At 69.6% G+C, this 18,805-nt stretch carries 15 protein-coding genes; 2 read left to right on the plus strand and 13 right to left on the minus strand.

Translation table 11 applies throughout. The features are described from left to right. Positions 1-330: 330 nt before the first annotated feature. From ACIRFH_RS35655 to ACIRFH_RS35680, 6 genes are all read right to left on the minus strand, one after another. Complete coding sequence (locus ACIRFH_RS35655; protein WP_403530458.1) at positions 331-1,389, minus strand: tetratricopeptide repeat protein; 1,059 nt, start codon at positions 1,387-1,389, stop codon at positions 331-333. A gap of 479 nt (positions 1,390-1,868) precedes the next feature. Further along, positions 1,869-2,267, minus strand: coding sequence for a hypothetical protein (locus ACIRFH_RS35660; RefSeq protein ID WP_403530461.1), 399 nt, complete (start codon positions 2,265-2,267; stop codon positions 1,869-1,871). Positions 2,268-2,284: 17 nt separating this feature from the next. Further along, positions 2,285-2,692 (minus strand): replication/maintenance protein RepL, encoded by a 408-nt coding sequence (locus ACIRFH_RS35665; RefSeq protein WP_403530463.1) that lies wholly within the window; start codon positions 2,690-2,692, stop codon positions 2,285-2,287. A gap of 788 nt (positions 2,693-3,480) precedes the next feature. Further along, positions 3,481-3,708 carry a hypothetical protein gene (locus ACIRFH_RS35670; protein ID WP_403530466.1) on the minus strand — a complete coding sequence of 76 codons (228 nt, stop codon included), beginning with the start codon at positions 3,706-3,708 and terminating at the stop codon, positions 3,481-3,483. A 74-nt stretch (positions 3,709-3,782) separates the two neighbouring features. Beyond that, positions 3,783-4,094, minus strand: coding sequence for a replication initiation protein, RepL2 (locus ACIRFH_RS35675; RefSeq protein ID WP_403530469.1), 312 nt, complete (start codon positions 4,092-4,094; stop codon positions 3,783-3,785). Then, positions 4,091-4,543, minus strand: coding sequence for a MarR family transcriptional regulator (locus ACIRFH_RS35680; protein WP_403530472.1), 453 nt, complete (start codon positions 4,541-4,543; stop codon positions 4,091-4,093). Before ACIRFH_RS35680 ends, ACIRFH_RS35675 begins: the two co-directional genes overlap by 4 nt. A 1,739-nt stretch (positions 4,544-6,282) precedes the next feature. Here ACIRFH_RS35680 and ACIRFH_RS35685 point away from each other — a divergent pair. After that, positions 6,283-7,818, plus strand: a complete 1,536-nt coding sequence (locus ACIRFH_RS35685; RefSeq protein ID WP_403530475.1) for a phage/plasmid primase, P4 family — start codon at positions 6,283-6,285, stop codon at positions 7,816-7,818. Further along, positions 7,815-8,216 (plus strand): DUF6009 family protein, encoded by a 402-nt coding sequence (locus ACIRFH_RS35690; protein ID WP_403530478.1) that lies wholly within the window; start codon positions 7,815-7,817, stop codon positions 8,214-8,216. Before ACIRFH_RS35685 ends, ACIRFH_RS35690 begins: the two co-directional genes overlap by 4 nt. Positions 8,217-8,264: 48 nt before the next feature. Here ACIRFH_RS35690 and ACIRFH_RS35695 read toward each other — a convergent pair whose 3' ends face one another. The 7 genes from ACIRFH_RS35695 to ACIRFH_RS35725 all read right to left on the minus strand — a co-directional run bounded on the left by ACIRFH_RS35695 (position 8,265) and on the right by ACIRFH_RS35725 (position 18,076). After that, positions 8,265-9,200, minus strand: coding sequence for a recombinase family protein (locus ACIRFH_RS35695; RefSeq protein ID WP_403530481.1), 936 nt, complete (start codon positions 9,198-9,200; stop codon positions 8,265-8,267). A 264-nt stretch (positions 9,201-9,464) separates the two neighbouring features. Beyond that, positions 9,465-10,523, minus strand: a complete 1,059-nt coding sequence (locus ACIRFH_RS35700) for a hypothetical protein (protein ID WP_403530484.1) — start codon at positions 10,521-10,523, stop codon at positions 9,465-9,467. Positions 10,524-10,693: 170 nt separating this feature from the next. Next, on the minus strand, positions 10,694-13,678 hold the full coding sequence (locus ACIRFH_RS35705; RefSeq protein ID WP_403530486.1) for a Tn3 family transposase: 2,985 nt from the start codon (positions 13,676-13,678) through the stop codon (positions 10,694-10,696). 503 nt (positions 13,679-14,181) lie between these two features. Continuing rightward, entirely contained in the window at positions 14,182-15,186 is a 1,005-nt protein-coding gene (locus ACIRFH_RS35710; protein ID WP_403530489.1) for an NAD-dependent epimerase/dehydratase family protein, read from the minus strand. 138 nt (positions 15,187-15,324) lie between these two features. Beyond that, entirely contained in the window at positions 15,325-16,089 is a 765-nt protein-coding gene (locus ACIRFH_RS35715; RefSeq protein WP_403530492.1) for a glucose 1-dehydrogenase, read from the minus strand. A 66-nt stretch (positions 16,090-16,155) separates the two neighbouring features. Beyond that, positions 16,156-16,830, minus strand: coding sequence for a ScbR family autoregulator-binding transcription factor (locus ACIRFH_RS35720; protein WP_403530495.1), 675 nt, complete (start codon positions 16,828-16,830; stop codon positions 16,156-16,158). A gap of 241 nt (positions 16,831-17,071) precedes the next feature. Further along, entirely contained in the window at positions 17,072-18,076 is a 1,005-nt protein-coding gene (locus ACIRFH_RS35725) for a ScbA/BarX family gamma-butyrolactone biosynthesis protein (RefSeq protein ID WP_403530498.1), read from the minus strand. Between the last annotated feature and the right edge of the window lie 729 nt (positions 18,077-18,805).

Genomic DNA, 18,805 nt, shown 5'->3' on the forward strand with positions numbered 1-18,805 from the left:
GGGGGCCCCGTGGGGGGGGGCGGGGGGGGGGGGCCCGCGGGGGGGGGGGGGGGGGTTCCCGGGGGCTCCCCCCCCCCCCCCCCCGATCCGGGCTTCCGCGAGGTCGAGGAGCCGATGCCTGTCCATGGCGTGGCCGTCTCTCACGAGACCATCCGTCAGTGGTGCGCACAGTTCGGTCCGGCCTGCGCCCGCGAGCGGCGGTACCTGTGGCGGAACGCGGACCAGGTGGGTGCCAGGGCGAAGAGGGTGAGCGGGCGAGTACGGCCACCACCGGGATCGGCAGCCCCGGGGAGGCTGCCGGCCGACACCGCGGGGAGTTCCTGCCGCGGCCTACAAGCGGGCGGGGACCATGGGCTGCGTCGGGCCGGTGGCGGTGGCGGTCATCTCGTCCCGCGGCGGGGGCGCCCCGCAGTCGGCGGCCAGATGGGTGGCGCGGCGCAGGAACGCGGCGGCAAGGGAGTTCTCACCGACGGTGTCGAGCGCGCGGCCGAGGTCCTCCAGGGCATGGGCGTGTTCCAGACGGTTCTCGCAGCGGCGCAGTGCGGTGACGGCCCGGGCGAGGGTGTGGAGACGCGCGCCGGGTTCTTCGGTGCGGGCGAGTAGACGCAGGGCGATGCCCTGGTGGCGGGGAACGACGCCGGACACGGTGGCGACTTCCTCGACGAGCAACGCGCGCGCCTCGTCGACGAGGCCGAGTTGGAGCAGTGCTTCGGCGGTGTCCGTGCGCCAGGGCAGGTGCGGCAGCCGTACCGAACCCTCCCAGCTGGCCAGGCGGCCGACGGTTCGGAAGGCAGCGAGGGCGTCGTGGTGGCGGTGGGCAGCCAGGTGGAGGCGGCCCTGAGCCCGCAGCCAGGGCAGGTTCTGCCAGACGGGGGCGGGAGCGTACTGCCCGAGATGAGCGGTGGCCTCTTCGTGCCGCCCCTGGGCGATGAGCGCTTCCGCCAGGATCGCCGTCGGCCACAGCCACAGCGACGTGTTCCGCGCGCCGGCCGCGTGCTGAGCCGAGGCGGCCTCGCGTTCGGCCGATGCCAGGTCGCCGAGGTGGAGCAGGGCCTCGGAGCACAGCGCGCGGAACGCGGACTCCCAGCCGGACGCTTCGACGGCCCGGGCCCGGCGGTGGAGTTTGCCGCACCACAGGACGGTGCGCCGGGGATGGCCGGTGTGCAGCAGGACACGCGCCGCCTGGAGCACGGACGCGCGGGCGGGGTCGTCCTGCCCGGTCCGCAGGAACCGTTCGGCGGCTCGGGGACCGTACGGCCGGGCGAGGGGAGCGGTGTACCAGTGGGGTCCGGTGCCGCGCGGCTCGGTGCGGTCGCGCTGTGCGCAGGGCGTGCGGCCGGTGCCGGGCCGGTCGGCCGGATCGGCGGTCGCGGTGGGGTCCATCGGCACTGCCGACCGTGTCCTCGGAGTACGCACCATGCTCGTCAGTAAATACGTGGCCGACAGCCGGAGCCATCTGCCTCGAGCCGTTTCCGAGCGGTTCTCACGCGGGGCGGCGGGGTCCTCGCCCCTGCGCGGCACTCATCCGGGGAGGAGTGTGGACGGGAAACCCGGGACGCGCTCCGGCTCTCGCAGCAGGTCCGGGACCCGGGCCGTCGCTTTCATGCTCGGAAGCTGCGAGGGCCGGAAGAAGACGTCCTCGGTCTTTCGGTCCTGCGGCATGGCGAGGGCACCCGGCCCGTCGTACCGGACGACGTCTGCGCGGCGCTCGGCCCCGCGGTTGACCCACTCCAGCGAGTTGGCGGACCGGCTCTTGTTCCCATGGCTCGAGGGACGGGATTGCGGGCATACTGGTCATGCGCGTCTACCGCGTACAGGTGTGACGAGGCCCCGGCGTTCCCGCCGGGGCCTCGTTGCGTCCTTGGACATCAGGCGACCGGGTGAAGCCCGCCTTTGCCTCGTTTCGGGGGACGCTTGGCGTACCCGGGGACCTTGATCGGGGGAGGGCCGCCGACGGCGAGCTGTTCGGTCATCGCCTTTTCCAGCTCGGTCTGCGATTCGTAGCCGGCTATGGCTGGGTTGAGGGCGTAGCGGTGGCCGCGTCCGCCTCCGGAACGCAGCACGATGCCACGTTCGACGAGCAGGGCCATGGCGCGGCTCATCGAGGCCTGGCCGACACCGAGGATCTCGTCGATCTCGGACTGCTTCATTCCGACAGATCCTCCCGGGTCCTGATGCTCGACCATCACCGAGAGGACGTCGATCGCCGTGGGGGTGAGCTGCAGCTGGTGAAGCATGCCAAGCAGCCCTGTGGTGTGGAACAGCATGGCGAGTATCCCTTCGGTCAGCCGACCTCAGACCTGGGAAACAGGCTGAGTTCGGAGGCCAGTTCGTCGGGGAACTTGGATTCCAGCGCAAGCGTCCGCAGCCCGGCCAGGAAGTCGTGCTGCTCCTGACCGTTCCCGTTACACGCGACGCGGGGGTTGAGCTGGTAGGACGACCGCTTCGCCTTACGGATGAGGTTCTTCTCGCCCAGTGCGTCCAAGGCGTGCCCGATGCCGGTCCGCTTCACTCCCAGCTCGGCAGCGATCTCCGCGTGGGTGACCTCGATCTTTCCCTTCTCCTGACGGCCGGTCATGTTCGACAGGACCGCGGCCTGCAGCTTGCTGATGATGTTGTGCATCAGGCAGTACGGCAGCACCCGGCGCAGGAAGTAGTTGCTGACGAGGGAGTAGCCGTCGGCACCGAGCATGTCATGCGGCGGTGGACGACGGCCTTGACCTCGTGAACGGGCCCTTTGCCGAACTGCTCGGCGATCATGCGGGCGAGATCGGCACCACCGTCGGCTCGCACCGCCCGTACAGGAGGAGGCTGCTGAGGCTTTGGCCTCGCGCGGCGCGCGCGCAGGGCATCTGCCGCTGCGTCCATGTAGATGACCCTTTTGCCGTACAGGTGCTGCGCACGGTACGGAAAAAGTTGCGGCTATCCGCATGTTACGCGCCGAAGACTTGCTTCTCGACGCAAGTCTCTGTCGGCGCTCACCGACAGAGACGCACAGGCCTCAGCCCCGGGGGCCCGTCGAACAACCGCGTGCCCACGTGTTCAAAGTTCCGAAGGGGGAACCAACGTCCCACACCGGCACCCGCGATGGCGCGTCGAGCCAGAGGTGTCCGCACGGTCAGGACGGCATCCCCGCTCGGCGAGAGTTGCGACTAGCCGCATGTTTTCAAGGAAGGTTGCTTCCATTCACGACTTTTGGTGGCGAATGTAGGCAGCCACCGACATTAGGTTTTGGAAAACCGCAGGTCAGGTGCCTTTTTCGCCGAATCCCTCTTAACCAAAGAACCACCTGCCAACGGAAGGAGCAGCGAGGGCTTCGGGAGCGGGAGGTTCGGGGGAGGGCGTCGGGGCGGGTTCGCGGGGCTGGGGGAGCCGGCGCGGGTGCCGGTCGAGGGGGGTGGGCTCGGTCAGGGTGATCTGAGCGCATTCAGGTGTGGTCGCACGAACGCCCCTCATTGACGTGAGGTTAATGAGGGGCGTTCATGAGGACGTCTCGATTGCGGTGGGGTGAAGGGGGTGTCCGTCCAGGGTCGGGAGGGCCCGTTCGATGTACCGCATGCCGTGCGGCGCGAGCAGGGGGCGGTCCAGGTCGAGGGCCGCTGCCAGCCGGGAGCGGCCCTGGTACAGGCCCCGCTGGACGATCGCGGACAGCTCCGGCCGGGCCGGCCGCCCTCCGGCGGCCGCGTGGGCAGCGGTTCGCTCGCGCATGCCGCGTCCGCTGCGGAAGCGGTCCGCCTTCCCGCCCACGATCCGACCGCGCGGCGAGCTGACGCCGCGCCTGCTCAGGTCGCCCGACGCAGGGGGACGACCACGTTCTCGCCGAGTGCCTTGGGGCTGAGGCGGTAGTAGCGGATGTGGGCGAGCTTGTCGGACTCTTCGAGCCAGCCCGCCTCGATGACCTGCTTGCGGGTGCGGGAGAAGACGGGCGCGGACATGCCGACGAGAGCGGCGAGGTTGGCGGCGGTCTCCTGGACCGCACCCGCGCGGTCGGTGGGGTGCAGGGCGTACAGCATCACGACGAGGCGCTGATTGGCCGTCATGCCTGCCGTGGCCTTCAGCAGCTCCAGGTTCCTCTGCTTGTCGTCGCTGGTCACTGGGCCTCCCACCGCGCAGGGGTCTTGTCGTCGAAACCGGGGATGTCCGGCGGGTTGCACGTCTTCACCGCTTCGCGCTGCTCCAGCCCCGTTCCATGGAAAGCAATGTACGGGCTGATGCGATAGAAGTTGTAGTTACCGATGCGTCCGCGCACGATCAGAATGCGGTGCTTCGCCAGTTTTCGGTTGATCTTCCCGACGGCATCGGTGGACATCCCCACACGCTTGGCGATGTCCGCGCCGGTCGCCTTGAGCGGGTCCATGCCTTCCGGCGAGACACCGATCCACCACAGGACCAGGAACTTCTGGCTGGGTGTGAAGGCCTTGGACTCGGTGATCGCCTCGACGCGCGCCTTGTCCACCTGTGTGTGCCGGCCTGCGAAGGCGTACGGCGCATAGGGGACCGGCTCGCCCGTGTCGGCGTCGACCAGTCTGCGTGCTGCTCCCAACGGTCCCTCCGGGCACGGGGGTCTATGGACAGGGTTCACGACGACGGCCGCGAGGCCAGCCTGATGAACCTAACGTACATGTGCATGAAGTCAATCAGGTCGGTCTGTCGGCCGTGCCGGTTGCCTTCAAGGAGGGGGTGACCGGTCTGATTTTCGGGCCAACTCATTGCCCTCATGGCAATCTAGGGCGTTCTCAGGATCGTGGTACCCAGTCCCTGTGAACCGCCTCCACGTTCGTAGGAACTGCCTGGCAGTTCCTACGAACGTGGTGTCTATGGGTATTTCCGCAGGTCAGAGGCTCTTCGGGAGGTGCGCTCTCTTACTGTGTTCCTGACCGCCGGATTCGGTCCGGTGTGAGGGGGTGCGGACCGTCTTCAGGCGGCTCATGTATTCCTCGATTCGACTTCCAGCACACATCAAGCGAATCCGGCCCCCCTGACGACCTGCACCACCGAAAGCCCGCCACGACGGAGCCGCACCCGAGCGACCAGGCGCGCGTGTGCCTCCATCAGCCCACCCGCGGCCTCGACCACGCCTGTTCGGTGAAAGGGCGGTCGGGGGGAGGACACGGGTGAGGGCGTCGTCGGGGGCGTGCGTGGTACAGGTCCGAGGCGGAGAGCCACCGCTGGTCCGGGTCCGGGCCCGGAGACAAGCGGGAGAACAGCATTGCGCCGTGCACGGCTTCGGAAGCCCTGCGGCCGACCGTCCTGACGGCACATCTGCGAAGCGGTGTCGCTCAGGCTCCAGGGGCCTGTCACAGGTCTTGAAGACCCATCAGCACGGTGGAGACATCCGGCCGAGAGGGAGCGGGACAGGCGCGGGCCGGTGGGGGTAGGGCACCGTGCCGTAGTTCCCCTGGACGGTGGCTCGAGCCGCTGGGACTGCCTGGGGGGAGCGACGGTCTTGGGCACCCCCCACGGGGACGGGGACGGGGCCTCGGCTCTGGGAAAGCGACTGAGGGCGTTTTGGTCGCTGTCAGTCGCTGAGGAAGAAAACCCTGGTCACCGGCATGAAATCGAGGAATCAGCGACTGAAGCGACTCAGGGTCCGGGTTTATGAAGACATTCGCGCGTGTGCGCGTGCGCGTGTAGACGTCATAGATAGGGGCCTTGAGTCGCTTCAGTCGCTGTTCCGGTTGACGAAGCCCCTCTGACCTGGTGTTTCGTGGAGCTGTTCGGGAAGCGACCGAAGAGTACTGAGTCGCTGGCGACTTCTTGTGGGTCGCTCGGAATGAGCGTCCTGTCTGGGAACAGCAGTTCCCCTGAGTCACTTCCTTCTCAGCGGTGCTTCGCTAGGCTGTGTCAGTCGTTGAGTCGCTTCGGTCGCTGGTGGGGGATGGGCATGGCTGCTGAGCTGCTTTTTTCTCGCAGCGACTCAACTCCGCAGAGATCCGCCGGGGTCGGGACACAGACCTGCCGTTCCCTGACGACGGCACGTCGGTGCTCCGGGCGGGACCGGCTGCTGCCCGGGACCGGGATCAATGACGGCGTGGACCTGGGAAGGCGGGCCGACGGGTTCCCTGTGCTCGCGGCGCCGGCCGCGTTACGAGGCGCGCACAGTCCCGAGGCGGCACCGGGCGCGGTCACGCGGGCCGGCGTGTATCGGCCGGCAGGGCCGGTGCGGGCGTTGCGGGACGTCGCCGAACATTCCGGACCTGGGCGGCAGCGGCGGTACGGCGCCGTCATCCGCAGCGGGCTGAGCGCGGGGATGCGGCGTCAGCTGGTTGTGGGGGGCTTTGGATGAGGATCGGCAACGACGGCTCCGAAGCCGTTTTCGACGCACAGGCCGTCGCGGCGCAGTTCCTCGCCCAGCCGCTGACGTTGACTCGGCCGCGGCAACGCGAGGAGGGCTGTGCGCCGGTGCAGGGCGCGGGGGGCGCGGAAGCGGTCACCGCTGACGGGCTGCTGCCGGACACCTTGAGCGACCGCGGCAACGCCAAGCTCTTCGCCAGGCTGTATGCGAACGACTACCGGCACGTGCCGGGGCTCGGTTGGTTCCGGTGGGACGGCATCCGCTGGCAGGTCGACGAGGACGACACGGTCTTGTGGGCCGCCGGGGACCTGGCCGAGGCGATCGCCACGAGCGATCCGCGCGGTGTGTACGGTTCGACCGCGCTGGCGCAGCACCGGCGGCGGGCGCTGAGCACCAGCGGGATGAACGCGATGCTGGCGCAGGCGCGTTCGGCGCCCGGCCTGGTGCTGAACCCGGCGCTGCTGGACGCCGACCCGTACGAGCTGTGCACGCCCGCGGGCATCGTGGACCTGCGCTCGGGACTGATCCGGGTGCCGGATCCGGTCCGGGACTTCCACTCCCGGTCGACGACGGCCGCGCCGCAGCCGATGCCCACTCCGCGCTGGGATCGTTTTCTCACCGACACCTTCGGCGACGGGCCCGAGGGCGCGGAGGTGATCGACTTTCTGCATCTGCTGCTCGGCTACTCCATCACCGGTGACGTCGGCGCGCAGGTCATGCCGTTCCTGTTCGGTTCCGGGAAGAACGGCAAGTCGGTGCTGCTGGACGTGGTGATCAAGCTGATCGGCGACTACGCCGACGCGGCGCCTCCGGGGTTCCTGATGGCACGTCTGTACGAGGGCCACCCGACGGACCTGGCCGAGCTGCACGGGCGGAGGGTGATCGTGTGCAGCGAGGTCAAGCAGGGGGACCGCTTCGACGAGGCGCGGGTCAAGCTGCTGACGGGCGGGGACCGGATCAAGGCGCGCCGGATGCGGCAGGACTTCTTCAGTTTCCAGCCGACGCACAAACTGTGGATGCTGGGCAATCACCGGCCCGAGGTGGGAACGGGCGGGTTCGCGTTCTGGCGGCGTATGCGGCTGATCCCGTTCGAGCGGGTGGTCCCCGACGACCGCAAGATCGACAACCTGGCGGACGTCCTGGTCACCGAGGAGGGGCCGGGCATCCTGGACTGGCTCGTGCGGGGGGCGCGCCGCTATCTGAACGGGGAGAAGGACCTCACCGGCCCGGAACGGGTACGGATCGCGACGACCGTGTACGCGGAGACCGAGGACCACACGGGGCGTTTCCTGGCCGAGTCGTGCCGGGTGGAGCCTCGTCTGAGGGCCGAGCAGGCTCAGCTCTACGCGGCCTACAGGTCGTGGTGCCAGAATGAGGGCGCCACGGCCATCTCGTCGCGTGCCTTCGCGGCCCGGGTCCGCGAAGTGGTGGGACTGACGTCACCCAAGCAGATGATCCTGTCCAACCAGCGCAAGTACTACCCGGGTATCGGACTGGTGGCCGACGAGGAGACGACGGTATGAGTGCCCTCATCGCAGAGGACGACCTCGCCCACGAGGAGGGTCTCGTCTGGCTGGAGGACATCAGCCGGCTGGACTACGTCCGGCAGAGCCTGGACCGGCTGCCGACACGGCGCGGCAAGCCCGCCTACCATCGCGACGGACGGCTGGTGGGCTACGCCCGGCTCGGTGCCGCCGCGAAGCCGTCGCGTTCCTCGGGCACCTTCCGCCGCCGGGTTTTCTGGCTGCTGCCGCACGACCGGGACGCCGATCCGGAGGGCCTGTACGCGACGGGCGCGCCGGCGGAGGCGGTGGATCCGCGGACGCTGACGCCCGGCAACAAGGGCCACAAGACGGAGCGTTCCGAGGGCGGGCCGCCGTCCTCCGCGATGCGGGAGATGGGCATCACCCTGCCCCCGTGAGCCCTTCTCGGCCCCGGACTCCCAGCTCTGTCCCCAGGGGCAAAGTAGCTACGAGTGATGCTCAGGCCGTGGGTCGACGAGGGTGCTGACGCGGTTTGCGTACTCGCGGCGGGCCTTGCGCTGTGCAGGAATAGCCGAGGTGCCCGGGGCGCCGTCGAGCGGCTGGCAGCGGTCGAGGAGTTGGCGGTGTACCGCCGGGAGGGCGCTGACGCGCAGGGTGTAGCCCTGACCGCGCCGTACGGTCACCCCCTGGTCGAGCACGGCGCGCTCGGCGGGCTCCAGGTTGGCCGTGCGGAGGAAGTCGGCGACCTTGCCCGGCATGTCGAGGACGACCGGCAGCTCCAGAGCCGGGGCGTCCTGGTCGGCGACGCGCTCGGGCAGGAGGTCGGCGACGGCGGTGCGGATGGCGCCGCGGCTGACGTGGTGGTCGCGGGCCAGGGCTGCGATGGACTGGCCGTCGAGGTAGGCGGCGCGTACGGCGGCGGCCTTCGCGGCCGTGACGACCGGGCGGCGCCCGCCCTTGTTGCCCTTGGCCTCGGCGGCCCGCAGGCCGTCGTACGTCAGCTCACGCTGGAGGTCGCGCTGGAGTTCGCCGGCGGCGGCGAGGGTCTGCACCATGAACTTCACGGTGGACAGCAGTTCTCCTGTGCGCGGGTGGCGTGCGGTGAGGTCCATCGAGGAGAACGCGCCGTCGTGGATGCGCAGGGCGAGGCGGCCCGCGTGCAGGACGTCGAGCACGTCGAGGATGTGCCCGGTGCCGCGCACGAGGCGGAACATCTCGGAGATGTGCACGGTGTCGCCCGGCCGCGCGTAGGTGAGCAGCTCGCCGAACTTCGGGCGCTGAAGCGGGTGCAGGCGGCTGGATGTGCCGGCGTCCTCCTCGAAGACGACCGGGTCGTCGATCCCGGCCTCGGCCAGGACGAGGTTCTGGCGGTCGGTCGACTGCTGGTCGGTCGACACTCGCTTGTAGACGAGATTGGCCACGCTCTTCCCCCGGCTTCTGTCGGCGCATCGGACCTCGGGTGTCATCTAACTCTGTCGTCAACCGGCATCGGATCTCATTGGATCGGAGCCGTCGTCAGACCCCGAATCACTGGGTTCATTGGACGCGCGCCGCGCCTGTCATCAGACGATCGTTTTCCGACACTGGAGGACTTGGTGCGTGGCCCAGCCAAGGAAGCACCCGGATCGGGGCCTGATGAACGATGACATAAAGGTCCCCCACGACGGGGCGTGGGCCTCTCGCCCTCAACGACCCTGGAATCTCACGATCCGGTCAGCGAACATCGCGGACATGTCCAAGAGGCGAGCTGAATCCTGACGCGCAGTGTCGGTGTCTGCGCCCATCTGTTCCACCAACGTGACGAAGGGCCCCTGCCGGAACCAGACGTAACGGCCGATCAGCTGCGGCGGTATGTCGGTGTCCGGGCTGCCATCGCTGTTGAAGTAGGCCTGGTCCCGGTATTCGAAGAACTGGCTCTCTTCGCCTCTCTTGGCCAACTGCACCTCTGGGTGATCTGGGTAATGACGCCTGTTGACAAGACCCATATACGCGAGATGAGCCGAGTCAGCATCCGGGAAGGCGAACAGAACGAACTCGGCGGAATAACCCGTGCCTTCGACACCCTCATACATGACGCCACCGGCAACTGTGGCTTTGTGGCACTCCGGCACCGATTGGCAGGAGTGAACACGAGTGGCAGGCGCGAATCGAGGCGCTTCGGCGTTGGGGAACAGCTTCGCATCCACGTCGCTTCGTTCGGGGAGCATCTTACGGATCGTGGCAGCGCCCGCGGCCGACGCCGTGATGCTGGGGGTGGAATCGCTCGCGTCATGCCGGGTGGCCGTCTGGCTGTTCGGTGTGTTATCGGTGTCGATCAGTCTCACGCCGCCGTACACAGCGAGTGCCAGCAGGATGAGGGCCAAGGCGATTGCCGCTGCGAGCAGCATTCGTCCGCCAGGCGTGTTGTTGATCGTCAAAGGGCCCAGCGCTATCTGGTTGTGTTTCAGCCGGCTGCCCGTGATGACCACACTTCCGGTGGTCTTCTGGGTGGATGTGTGAAGAAGTAAGGCCAGCCGATCGGCAAACTCCGCGTCGCCGCTGATTTCGTCAGTCAGGGCGGCTTGAACATCCTGTTGGGCAGCGGGGTCGCTGGGCGAGGCGCTCAAGCCGTCCAAAGCAGTACGACCGCGAGCGGAGTGATTCAACCTGTCTTGTATGAGCTGGGATGTTGCCGTGCTGGCCGCGCCCCCCAGGACGGAGATCAGAGCCTGTGTAGCCATTGCCGCCAGGTCGTTCGGGTTCACTCGACACCCCCGTGTGCATCTCAGTTGTGACATTGTCGCCATGTTCGCGACACTCCGCGACTACTTAGCCAGAGGAGTCAACGGCTCGGGGAGCGAGTGGCGCGATCTGCTGCTTTCACGAGCCCTGCACGAACTGTAATCGTCGGACCGTGGTCGGATGCCTCTGACGCTCACGGGGTGGATCGCGCGGCCTGTGCCGCACCGTCTGCTGCCTGCCGGGGGCGGGGAACGGCCAGGGGCGCCAGGTCGAGCCGCTTGTCCATGTCGAGGCGGAAGGTGCCGTACGGGTTGGTGTTCGACCAGAACAGCGCGGTCAGCCCGCGCCGGTCCTCGTCGGTGAGCTTCTTCGCCCAGGCCGGTTCAGCGAGGACCTGCTGAAGCAGCAGGGTGTTGACGTGCACGAGCGAGGACTGCAGCAGGTGCAGGGCGAGCATCGAGGTCTCGGCGTGCTCCTTGTCCGGGCCGGTCAGGGCGCCGTCCTTGCCGTAGTGGAGGACGGTGTTCGCGCTGTTCCAGTTCTCCACGACCTGGAGCCCGCCGTGAATCTCCCGGCGCAGGTCGGGGCTGGCCAGGTAGTCGCAGGCGAAGATCGTGCGGACCGCGCGCCCCAGCTCTTCGAGGGCCTGGTAGGTGGGGTGCTTCGGTCCGCCGCGGGTGAAGCGCCGCAGCACCTGCTCGGCCTCCGCGGTCCCCAGCCGCAGCGCGGTGGCGTACTTGACCATCTGGTCGTACTGCTGGGCGATCAGGTCCCACTTGATGGCCCGGGTCGTCAGCGATCCGCCGAGCGCCGGCCAGCCGGGCGGGGTGTCGTCCGGGCGGTACAGGCGGATGCTGCCGATGTTCTTCAACCGGGGCAACAGCCGGAAGTTGAGCAGTTCAGTGAAGGCGAACTCGACCACGCTCGCGCCGTGCGTGTCGACGTAGTTCGACTCGATCTCGGCGTCCGTGCAGTGCCTCAGCAGGCCCTCGATCATCGCCGCGACCTCGGACGACGAACAGCTCTTGAGCTGGGAGTAGATGCAGACGTTCTTCTTCTCGACGTGCCAGTACACCATCACGCCGTTGCCGCCGTAGCGGGCGTGGTACTCGGTCATGAAGTTCGAGGACCAGGACCCGAACTTCTTCGAGTCCGACGCACACGCCGTGCCCTGGCCCCACCATGCGGTGTCCCGGGCCGCGAAAGTGGAGTTCACCAGCTTGCGCACGGCGGCCCGCAGGTTGTCGACGGTGATGAAGTGCCGGCGCACATGCCGCAGCGCCGCCTCGCTCTCGCCGTGCTCGCCGGTCGCTACGATGGCCCGGATGCCCATGTTCGTCCCCAGAGCGAACAGGGCCAAGAGGAGACGTCGTTGGAGGACGGCGCGGTCGATGCGCTCGTACGCGGCGATAGAGGCGAACTCGTCGGTGAAGCCGGTGTCGAAGTCGGCGTTCTTGAGCACGTCCAGGAGGCCTAGCACGCCCCAGCGGCGTACGACCTCGTCCTTGAGCGCCGTCAGGCCGGTGGGCTCGTTCAGCTTCTCCAGCTTCGGAACCTTGAACCACGGTTCCCCGTGCCGGGTGGTGACCTTCACTCCGCCCGCCGAGCCGTCCGCGAGCGCCCCGGACAGCCGGTCGAGGGCCTCGGTCATCCGCCGCTTCAGGTCGGTGATGAACTCCGACGCGTCCAGCGGCTGGCGGATCGCCGCGTAGTGCATGGTGCGGGTGGCCTCGAAGTCGCCGGGCAGGTCGTCCTCCGGGTTGCACCACCGCCTCCCGCCCTCGACGTAGATCTCCCGGCGGCGGATCGCGTCCCTCAGCGCCACCAGGACGCACAGCTCGTACGGGATGCGCTCGACCTTGCCCTTGTCGTCCACGACGGCCTCACGCCAGTCCTTGCGTACGACGCCGTCCATCGGCACCGTGTCGCCGGCGTCGTAGAAGCGGGTCTTGCCGTCGACGTCGGCGTACTTCTCCAGCAGCGCGAGCGCGTCCATCACCGGCCGGTAGGAGGTGTTGTTGCACCGGAAGCCCAGCGTCCGCAGCAGCGGCGGCAGCATCTGCCGGTAGTACGAGCTGTAGGAGGAGCGCAGCGTGGTGCGGACCTTGGCTTTGAAGACCTTCTGGTTCGCCTTCGCCTCGGCGACCAGGTCGCGCAGCGTCTTCTCCCCGACCACCGGGTACAGGGCCGTGCGCACGATCTCGTCCGGCTTGCCGATCGCCGCGTCCTCCAGCCTGAAGAGGATGCCCTCCTTGCCTCGGACCTTCTTCAACTCTGCGGTGAGCTGCCTCTCCACCCGCCGCTCGGCACGGGCGTTGATCTTCTGCACCAGGGCGATCAGCAGGTCCCCCAGGGCGTCGGTGATCTCCGCCTGCCGGGAGGAGCACAGCGCCGCGAGCAGGGTGATCCGCACGTCCTCGGCGGTGTCGCGGAAGTCCGAGGGGTACATCTTGATCGCCCGCGCCCGCCACGCGGCCAGCAGTTTCTCCGAGCAGTCCGCGAACAGCCCCTCGGGCAACCCGAGTTTGCGTACGTCGTTCAGCTTGGTGATCTCCGTCAGCAGCGACTCCAGGCCGACCGCGCCCGGGTCACGCTTGAGCAGGGCCAGCAGGGCGGCGCCGTCCTCGTTGCCGTCGGCCACCAACTCCAGCAGCCGGGCCACTTTGACGTCGCCCAGACGCTTGATGGTCCGTGCGCAGAAGGTCTTCTCCGCCCCGGTCTGGGCCGCGGTGACGATGCGGTCGATGCGGCCCGGCGGCTCGATCGTCCTGGCCCGCCACTCCACCAGCAGGGCCTCGCGCAGCCGGTCCTCCACCAGCTCGACCGGGCACACCTCCGCGGCCAGCCACGCGATCAGCTTCTCCTCGTCGGCCCGGGTGGCGGGCCGGAACTTCAGCGCCTCACGGATCTGCTTGCGGTGGTTCTTCGCCGACCGGCTGGTCAGGTCGTACTTCGCGAACTCGGCCGTCGGCACCTTCACCAGCCCGGCGACGTACTCCACCGCGGGCTGCGGAACCTCCTCCAGCAGATCCGGGAACCGGCCCTCCAGCTCGAAGAACTTCAGCAGCAGACTGAAGCCCAGCCGCGTCGCCCCGGTCTTGTTCGCCACCAGGTCCCAGTCGCCGTCCACCAGCGTCCAACTCGCCAACAGCTCTTCCGGCGACCACTCTTGCCGCACACCCGCCCCTTCCCTCGCCTGCCCCGGGCTTCATCCGGACGGCCCAACGAGGCGCCCGAGAGCGAGGAAACGGGTTATCGGACTATCCGAAAGCTACCCGCCAGTTACTTTGCCCCTGGGGACAGGGCTGGGAGTCCGGGGCCTTCTCCTGCGCTCGGCCACGCGATGGGGGGAGCGGCACGACGCCGGGCTGGCGGTGGTGTTGCCGCGCGCGACCGCGGTCACCCGTGGCGGCGATGTCCGCGGGCCGTCGCCGCGATGACGCGCTCGCGCTCCGCCCGTTCGCGCTGCTTGCGATCAGAACGCGGCGGAGGTCAGCCGTACGCCTCGGGGCCCGGCACGCCTGCGGCGGCGAACCCGTCCGGCAGCGCGCCGAGCTGCGCCCGCTCGGCGGGTTCGAGGCAGGCCGGCGGGTTCGAGGCAGGCCGGCGGCTCGGCGGTGACCCGGCGGGCGTTCTCCAAGGCGGTCCCGAGCACCCGTCGGCCCCCGGCGGCGGGCCCCGTCATGCGGTGGCGTGCCGCAACTGCCGGGCGTACCAGGCGGAGCAGGCGGCGAAGCGTCCCCCGAAGCCGGGGCCCGGCCGCAGGCCCGTGCTGCGCCAGATCCGCTCGGTGTCGTACCAGTGGTCCTCGGTGAGGAGCGAGTACTGGTGGTCGGACAGGTCCGGCAGCGAGCGCCGGACCAGTGAGCGGTGCTCGGCGAGGGGGACCGGCGGCGCCTGCGGCAGGTGCAGCAGGGTGCGCAGCCGAGCCAGCAGGTCGCCCCAAGGCAGCGGCCGGGGATCGGCCACGTGGTAGGTTCCGCCGGCCGTGCGGGCCGGGTGGGGCTGACGTACCAGGGCGGCGGTGATCCGGGCGAGGTCCTCGACGGCGACCACGGACGTGCGGGCGTGGGGTCCGTCGGGCCAGGACGGCACCCGGCGCAGCAGGTGGGCGAGGGCGGGGACGAACCAGCGGTCTCCGACGCCGTAGACGAGCGGGGGGCGCAGTACCGTGGCGCCCGCCGCCCGGACGTCCTCCTCGGCGAGCAGACGCGAGGCGCTGGCGGCGGAGGCGGGTGAGGGGTCGAGCTGTCCCTCGCGGATGCCGCGGTGGGGACCCGTGCCGTAGACGGACGCGGTACTGACGTACAGGAAGCGCCGGACCTCGTGCCGGCGGGCCTCGTCGAGCAGGGCCCGGGTCCCCGTGTGATTGATCTCCCGGCACTGCCGGGAGTCGCGGCCGACGTAACTCGCGGCGTGGACCACCGTCGTGACACCTGAGCAGACGCCGCGCAGTGTGGTGGGGTCGGTGAGGTCGCCCGCCGCGTACCGGACGCCCGGGAGTCCGGTACGCGGGGGCTTGCGGCACAGGGCCAGCAGGGTGGGTGCGCCGCCGCGGGGGCCCTGGTGGCGGGCCAGCGCTCTCAGGACGGCGCTGCCGATGAACCCCGTGCCGCCCACGACGAGGACCGTGCCCGGGGTGTCGCCCGGGGCCGGGGGGTGGTCGGGGTGCGCAAGTGCGGTCATGCTGGGCCCTCCTGGCCGCGGGTGTCCCTGGCGTGGGCTCGGCGGAGCGCCGACCCCGAGTACCAGACGTCCGGTTCGTTCCGGTCACGACGGGAAACGGTGATCACCGGGCGTCGGCTGCCGGGCCCGGGGAGAGGGTCAGAGCCGGGAGCCGCCGCTCGCGTCCAGGATCTGGCCGGTGACCCAGCGGGACGCGTCGGACGCCAGGAAGGCGACGATGTCGGCGATGTCGGCCGGCCGGCCGATCCGGTTGAAGACCGACGAGGATGCGAGGCGTGCCGCGGCCTCCGGGGTGGCCCGCTTCGAGGCGTTCATGTCGGTCTCCACGAAGCCGGGGGCGACCGCGTTCACCGTGATACCGCGCGGTGCGAGCTCCTTCGCCAGCGCCAGGGTGAGGGTGTTCAGCGCCCCCTTCGTCATCGAGTACACGACGGACTCGGGGTACGCGACCCGGGCGGCGGCCGAGGAGATGTTGATGACGCGGCCGCCGTCCCGCATGTTCTTCAGGCCCCGCTGCACGAGGAAGAGCAGCGACCTGGTGTTCACGGCGAAGAGCCGGTCGAACAGCTCGGGGGTCACCTCGTGGATGCGCGCCGAGCCGCTGATCCCCGCGTTGTTGACGAGGACGTCGAGCTCGCATCCCGCGTCCTGGCGGGCCAGACCGTCCTCCAGCCGCGCGTACAGCTCCTCGACGTCTCCCGGCACGCCCAGCTCGGCCCGGACGGGGAACGCCCGGCCGCCCTCCTGGGCGATCAGCCCGAGCGTCTCGCGCGCCGCGGTCTCGTCGTGCCCGTAGTGGACCGCGACCAGAGCACCTTCCCGTGCCAGTTCACGGGCGATCCCCCTGCCGATGCCGCGGCCGGCGCCGGTGACGAGCGCCGTCTTCCCGGACAGTGCACCCACGTCTGAACTCCCCCTTGGTAACTGTCGGCGATGTGCCCGGGGCCCGGGTGGACCACCGGGCCCGTCTCAGTCGGCGGCCGTCGCGAGCACGCCGCGTTCCTCCATCAGTGCCTCCGCCTCCTTGTAGACCACCTCGCCGCGGGACGCGGACATGTGGAGGGAGGCGACCACCGAGGGCTGAGCCACGCTGGGCAGCAGGTGGCGCAGCAGGTTGCTGACCCTGTCCAGGAGATCCTCGTACTCGTTGAGGGCCTGGGACATGGCCTGGACGCCGCCGAAGGCCCCCACGAACACGTCCGCCGTCTCGCTGGGCACCACCTGTGGCAGCAGTTCCCCCTGCGACTGGGCCTTCTCCAGCAGATCCAGGGCCGTCTCGCTCCAGGTCAGGAAGGGACCGCTGCGGTCGAGGCTGGCCTGGTTCTGGTCCATGGCGAGCCGCACGCTGGCGCGCACCATGGGGTTGGTCTGCAGCCGGTAGGCGTGCAGCATCGTGGCGTCCACGAGTTCCTGCAGCTTGCTGGGCCGCTCCGGGACCTTGAACTTGTTGTTCTGCTCGGTGAGTACGCCCTGGGCGAGATGCTCCTTGGACTGGAAATGGAAGTACAGCGCACCCTTGGTCACGCCTGCTTCGGAGAGGATCTCGCTGATGGTCGCGGCCTGGTAGCCGTGTTCCTCGAAGACCTTGGCAGCTGCCCGCAGGATGGTCTGCCGGGTGCGGATGGCCCGGTCCTGTTTCGACACTACGGCCTCCACCGTCATGCAGTCGGCGAGCCCCTGAGGGCTCCACTTAAAAAAAACCGTCCAGTTTGTATCTTACAGGGGGATCGCCTTCGCGTACCCCTTGGTCCATACAGTGGACTGGCCGATTGCGAGCGGAGGCCGGGAGCGACGTGCGGCAACGGCGGGGCCGGGCTGGTGGACGGGGATGGACCGGCGGCCGTGTCCGGCCGCCGACGCGGGACCCGTCAGGACGCCCGGGCGGTCAGGACGCGGAGGTGTCGAGGGCCACCGTGCAGCGGAAGGCGGGCTCCCCCGCCTGGCGGGCGACGACGGCGACCGCCTCCTCGCCCGCCGGGCCGGCGCCGGGGAGGCGGCTCGTCTCGATCAGGCACGGTGCGTCGAGTTCGACGTAGCGCTCGAACTCGCTCTCGACGAGCAGGGGCAGGGAGGCGTGGCCGAGGGTGGCCGACGCGCTCTGGCGGGCCGCTTCGAGCAGCAGCATGCCCGGCACGTGGTCGAGGGGGTGGTCGAAGAGGATCGGGTGACTGCGGTCGACCCGCAGGCGCCACTGGTCCGGCTTCTTCGTGGGGGAGAGCACGACGTCCTTGGGGGAGGAACGACCGACGAGCTGGGGGGCCACCGGGGCCGTCAGCGCGAGCGGCGGCCGTCCCGCCTCGGGGCCGTGCAGCGAGCGCACGCGCCGGTAGGTGGTGGGGGCCATGCAGGTGACGGTCCCGTACGCGGTGCCCACGAAGTCTCCGTCGCGGCGGATCACGGCGTCGTACCGGCACTCGGCCAGTACGCCGCCGCGCTGTCTGACGTTCGTGCAGGACATCTCGAGCTCCACGGACGCGGGCACGCCACTGACGCCCAGGTGCTCCGGCCGCACGTGGACGCCGAGGTCCCGGACGAGGAGCTGGTGCCCGAGGGGCACGCCGAGTTCGGTGTGGGCGAGGAGCACGCCCGCCTGGCGAAACGTCTCTGCGACCATGAGCGGGTCGTGGCAGTTCTGCACGCTGGTGAAGAAGCTGTGCCCGCGCGGCCACTGGGCGGCCACGGTGAAGTGACGGTCGCCCTGGCGTTCCCAGTCCGTCAGCAGCACCTCGGCGATGCTGGCGCGGTGGACGAACTCCTTGGGGACGGTCGTCGTCAGCGACGGGTACTGGAAGATCCCTGACACCGCGCCGCCGGCCGGTTCGGCCACGGCGAAGGGCCCGCCCTGTATCGGGCTGATCGGGCGTTCTGTGCGGAACGTGCTCGCGGACATGTCTCCCCCTGAGCCGCGTCGGCGTCCAAGTGACGGGGGTGGCTCCCCCTCAGGCGCTGAAGATACATACCATCCGGTTTTATTTCTAGCGGTTGCCGCCACTCTGGCCGCACGGGATGCGGACTGGTTTCTTCCGATCCACCCGCCGCCGTTCGGTCGGCCGGCCGAACGGTCTGTGGGGGGCTCCTTGTCCCGGGTTGCCTGCGGGAGGCGTCGGAGGGGGCGGCGATCGCGGTTCGCGCGGCGGAGGGAAAGAATGGATGAAGAACGGTAAAACCCTCTTGTGGAAGGGGCATTGGGCCGGGCGGCGGGCCGGGGGCGGCGGCGCCGTGGCGGCCGGGCCGGACCGCCGGCCGCGAAGGGCCGGCCGACCCCTCGCGGCCGTAGGTCATCGGTGATGGCGGGCGGCCCGGCGGGAGACCCGGAAGCGGCGCTGAGCAGTGCGGACGGCTCCAGGGCTCCTTGAGTCGCCAATAAGAAACCGCGTGCCTGGTTTGTTAAGATGCCTCATCGCGGGGGCCGGGGTCCCCGGTTCTGTCCCAGAGAGGGGGCCCGGCATGGCGAGGGCGACTGCTCAGGCCTCGGAAGAGAGCGGGGCGACGGACGCGCGCGGGCGAGTGGCCGAACTGCACGGGATCCGTGCCCGGGCGCTGGCCGGGCCGGGCGAGAAGGCTACGGCGGCGCAGCACGCCAAGGGCAAGCTGACGGCGCGGGAGCGGATCGAGCTGC

Source organism: Streptomyces sp. NPDC093586, from assembly GCF_044764905.1.
Lineage (GTDB): Bacteria > Actinomycetota > Actinomycetes > Streptomycetales > Streptomycetaceae > Streptomyces.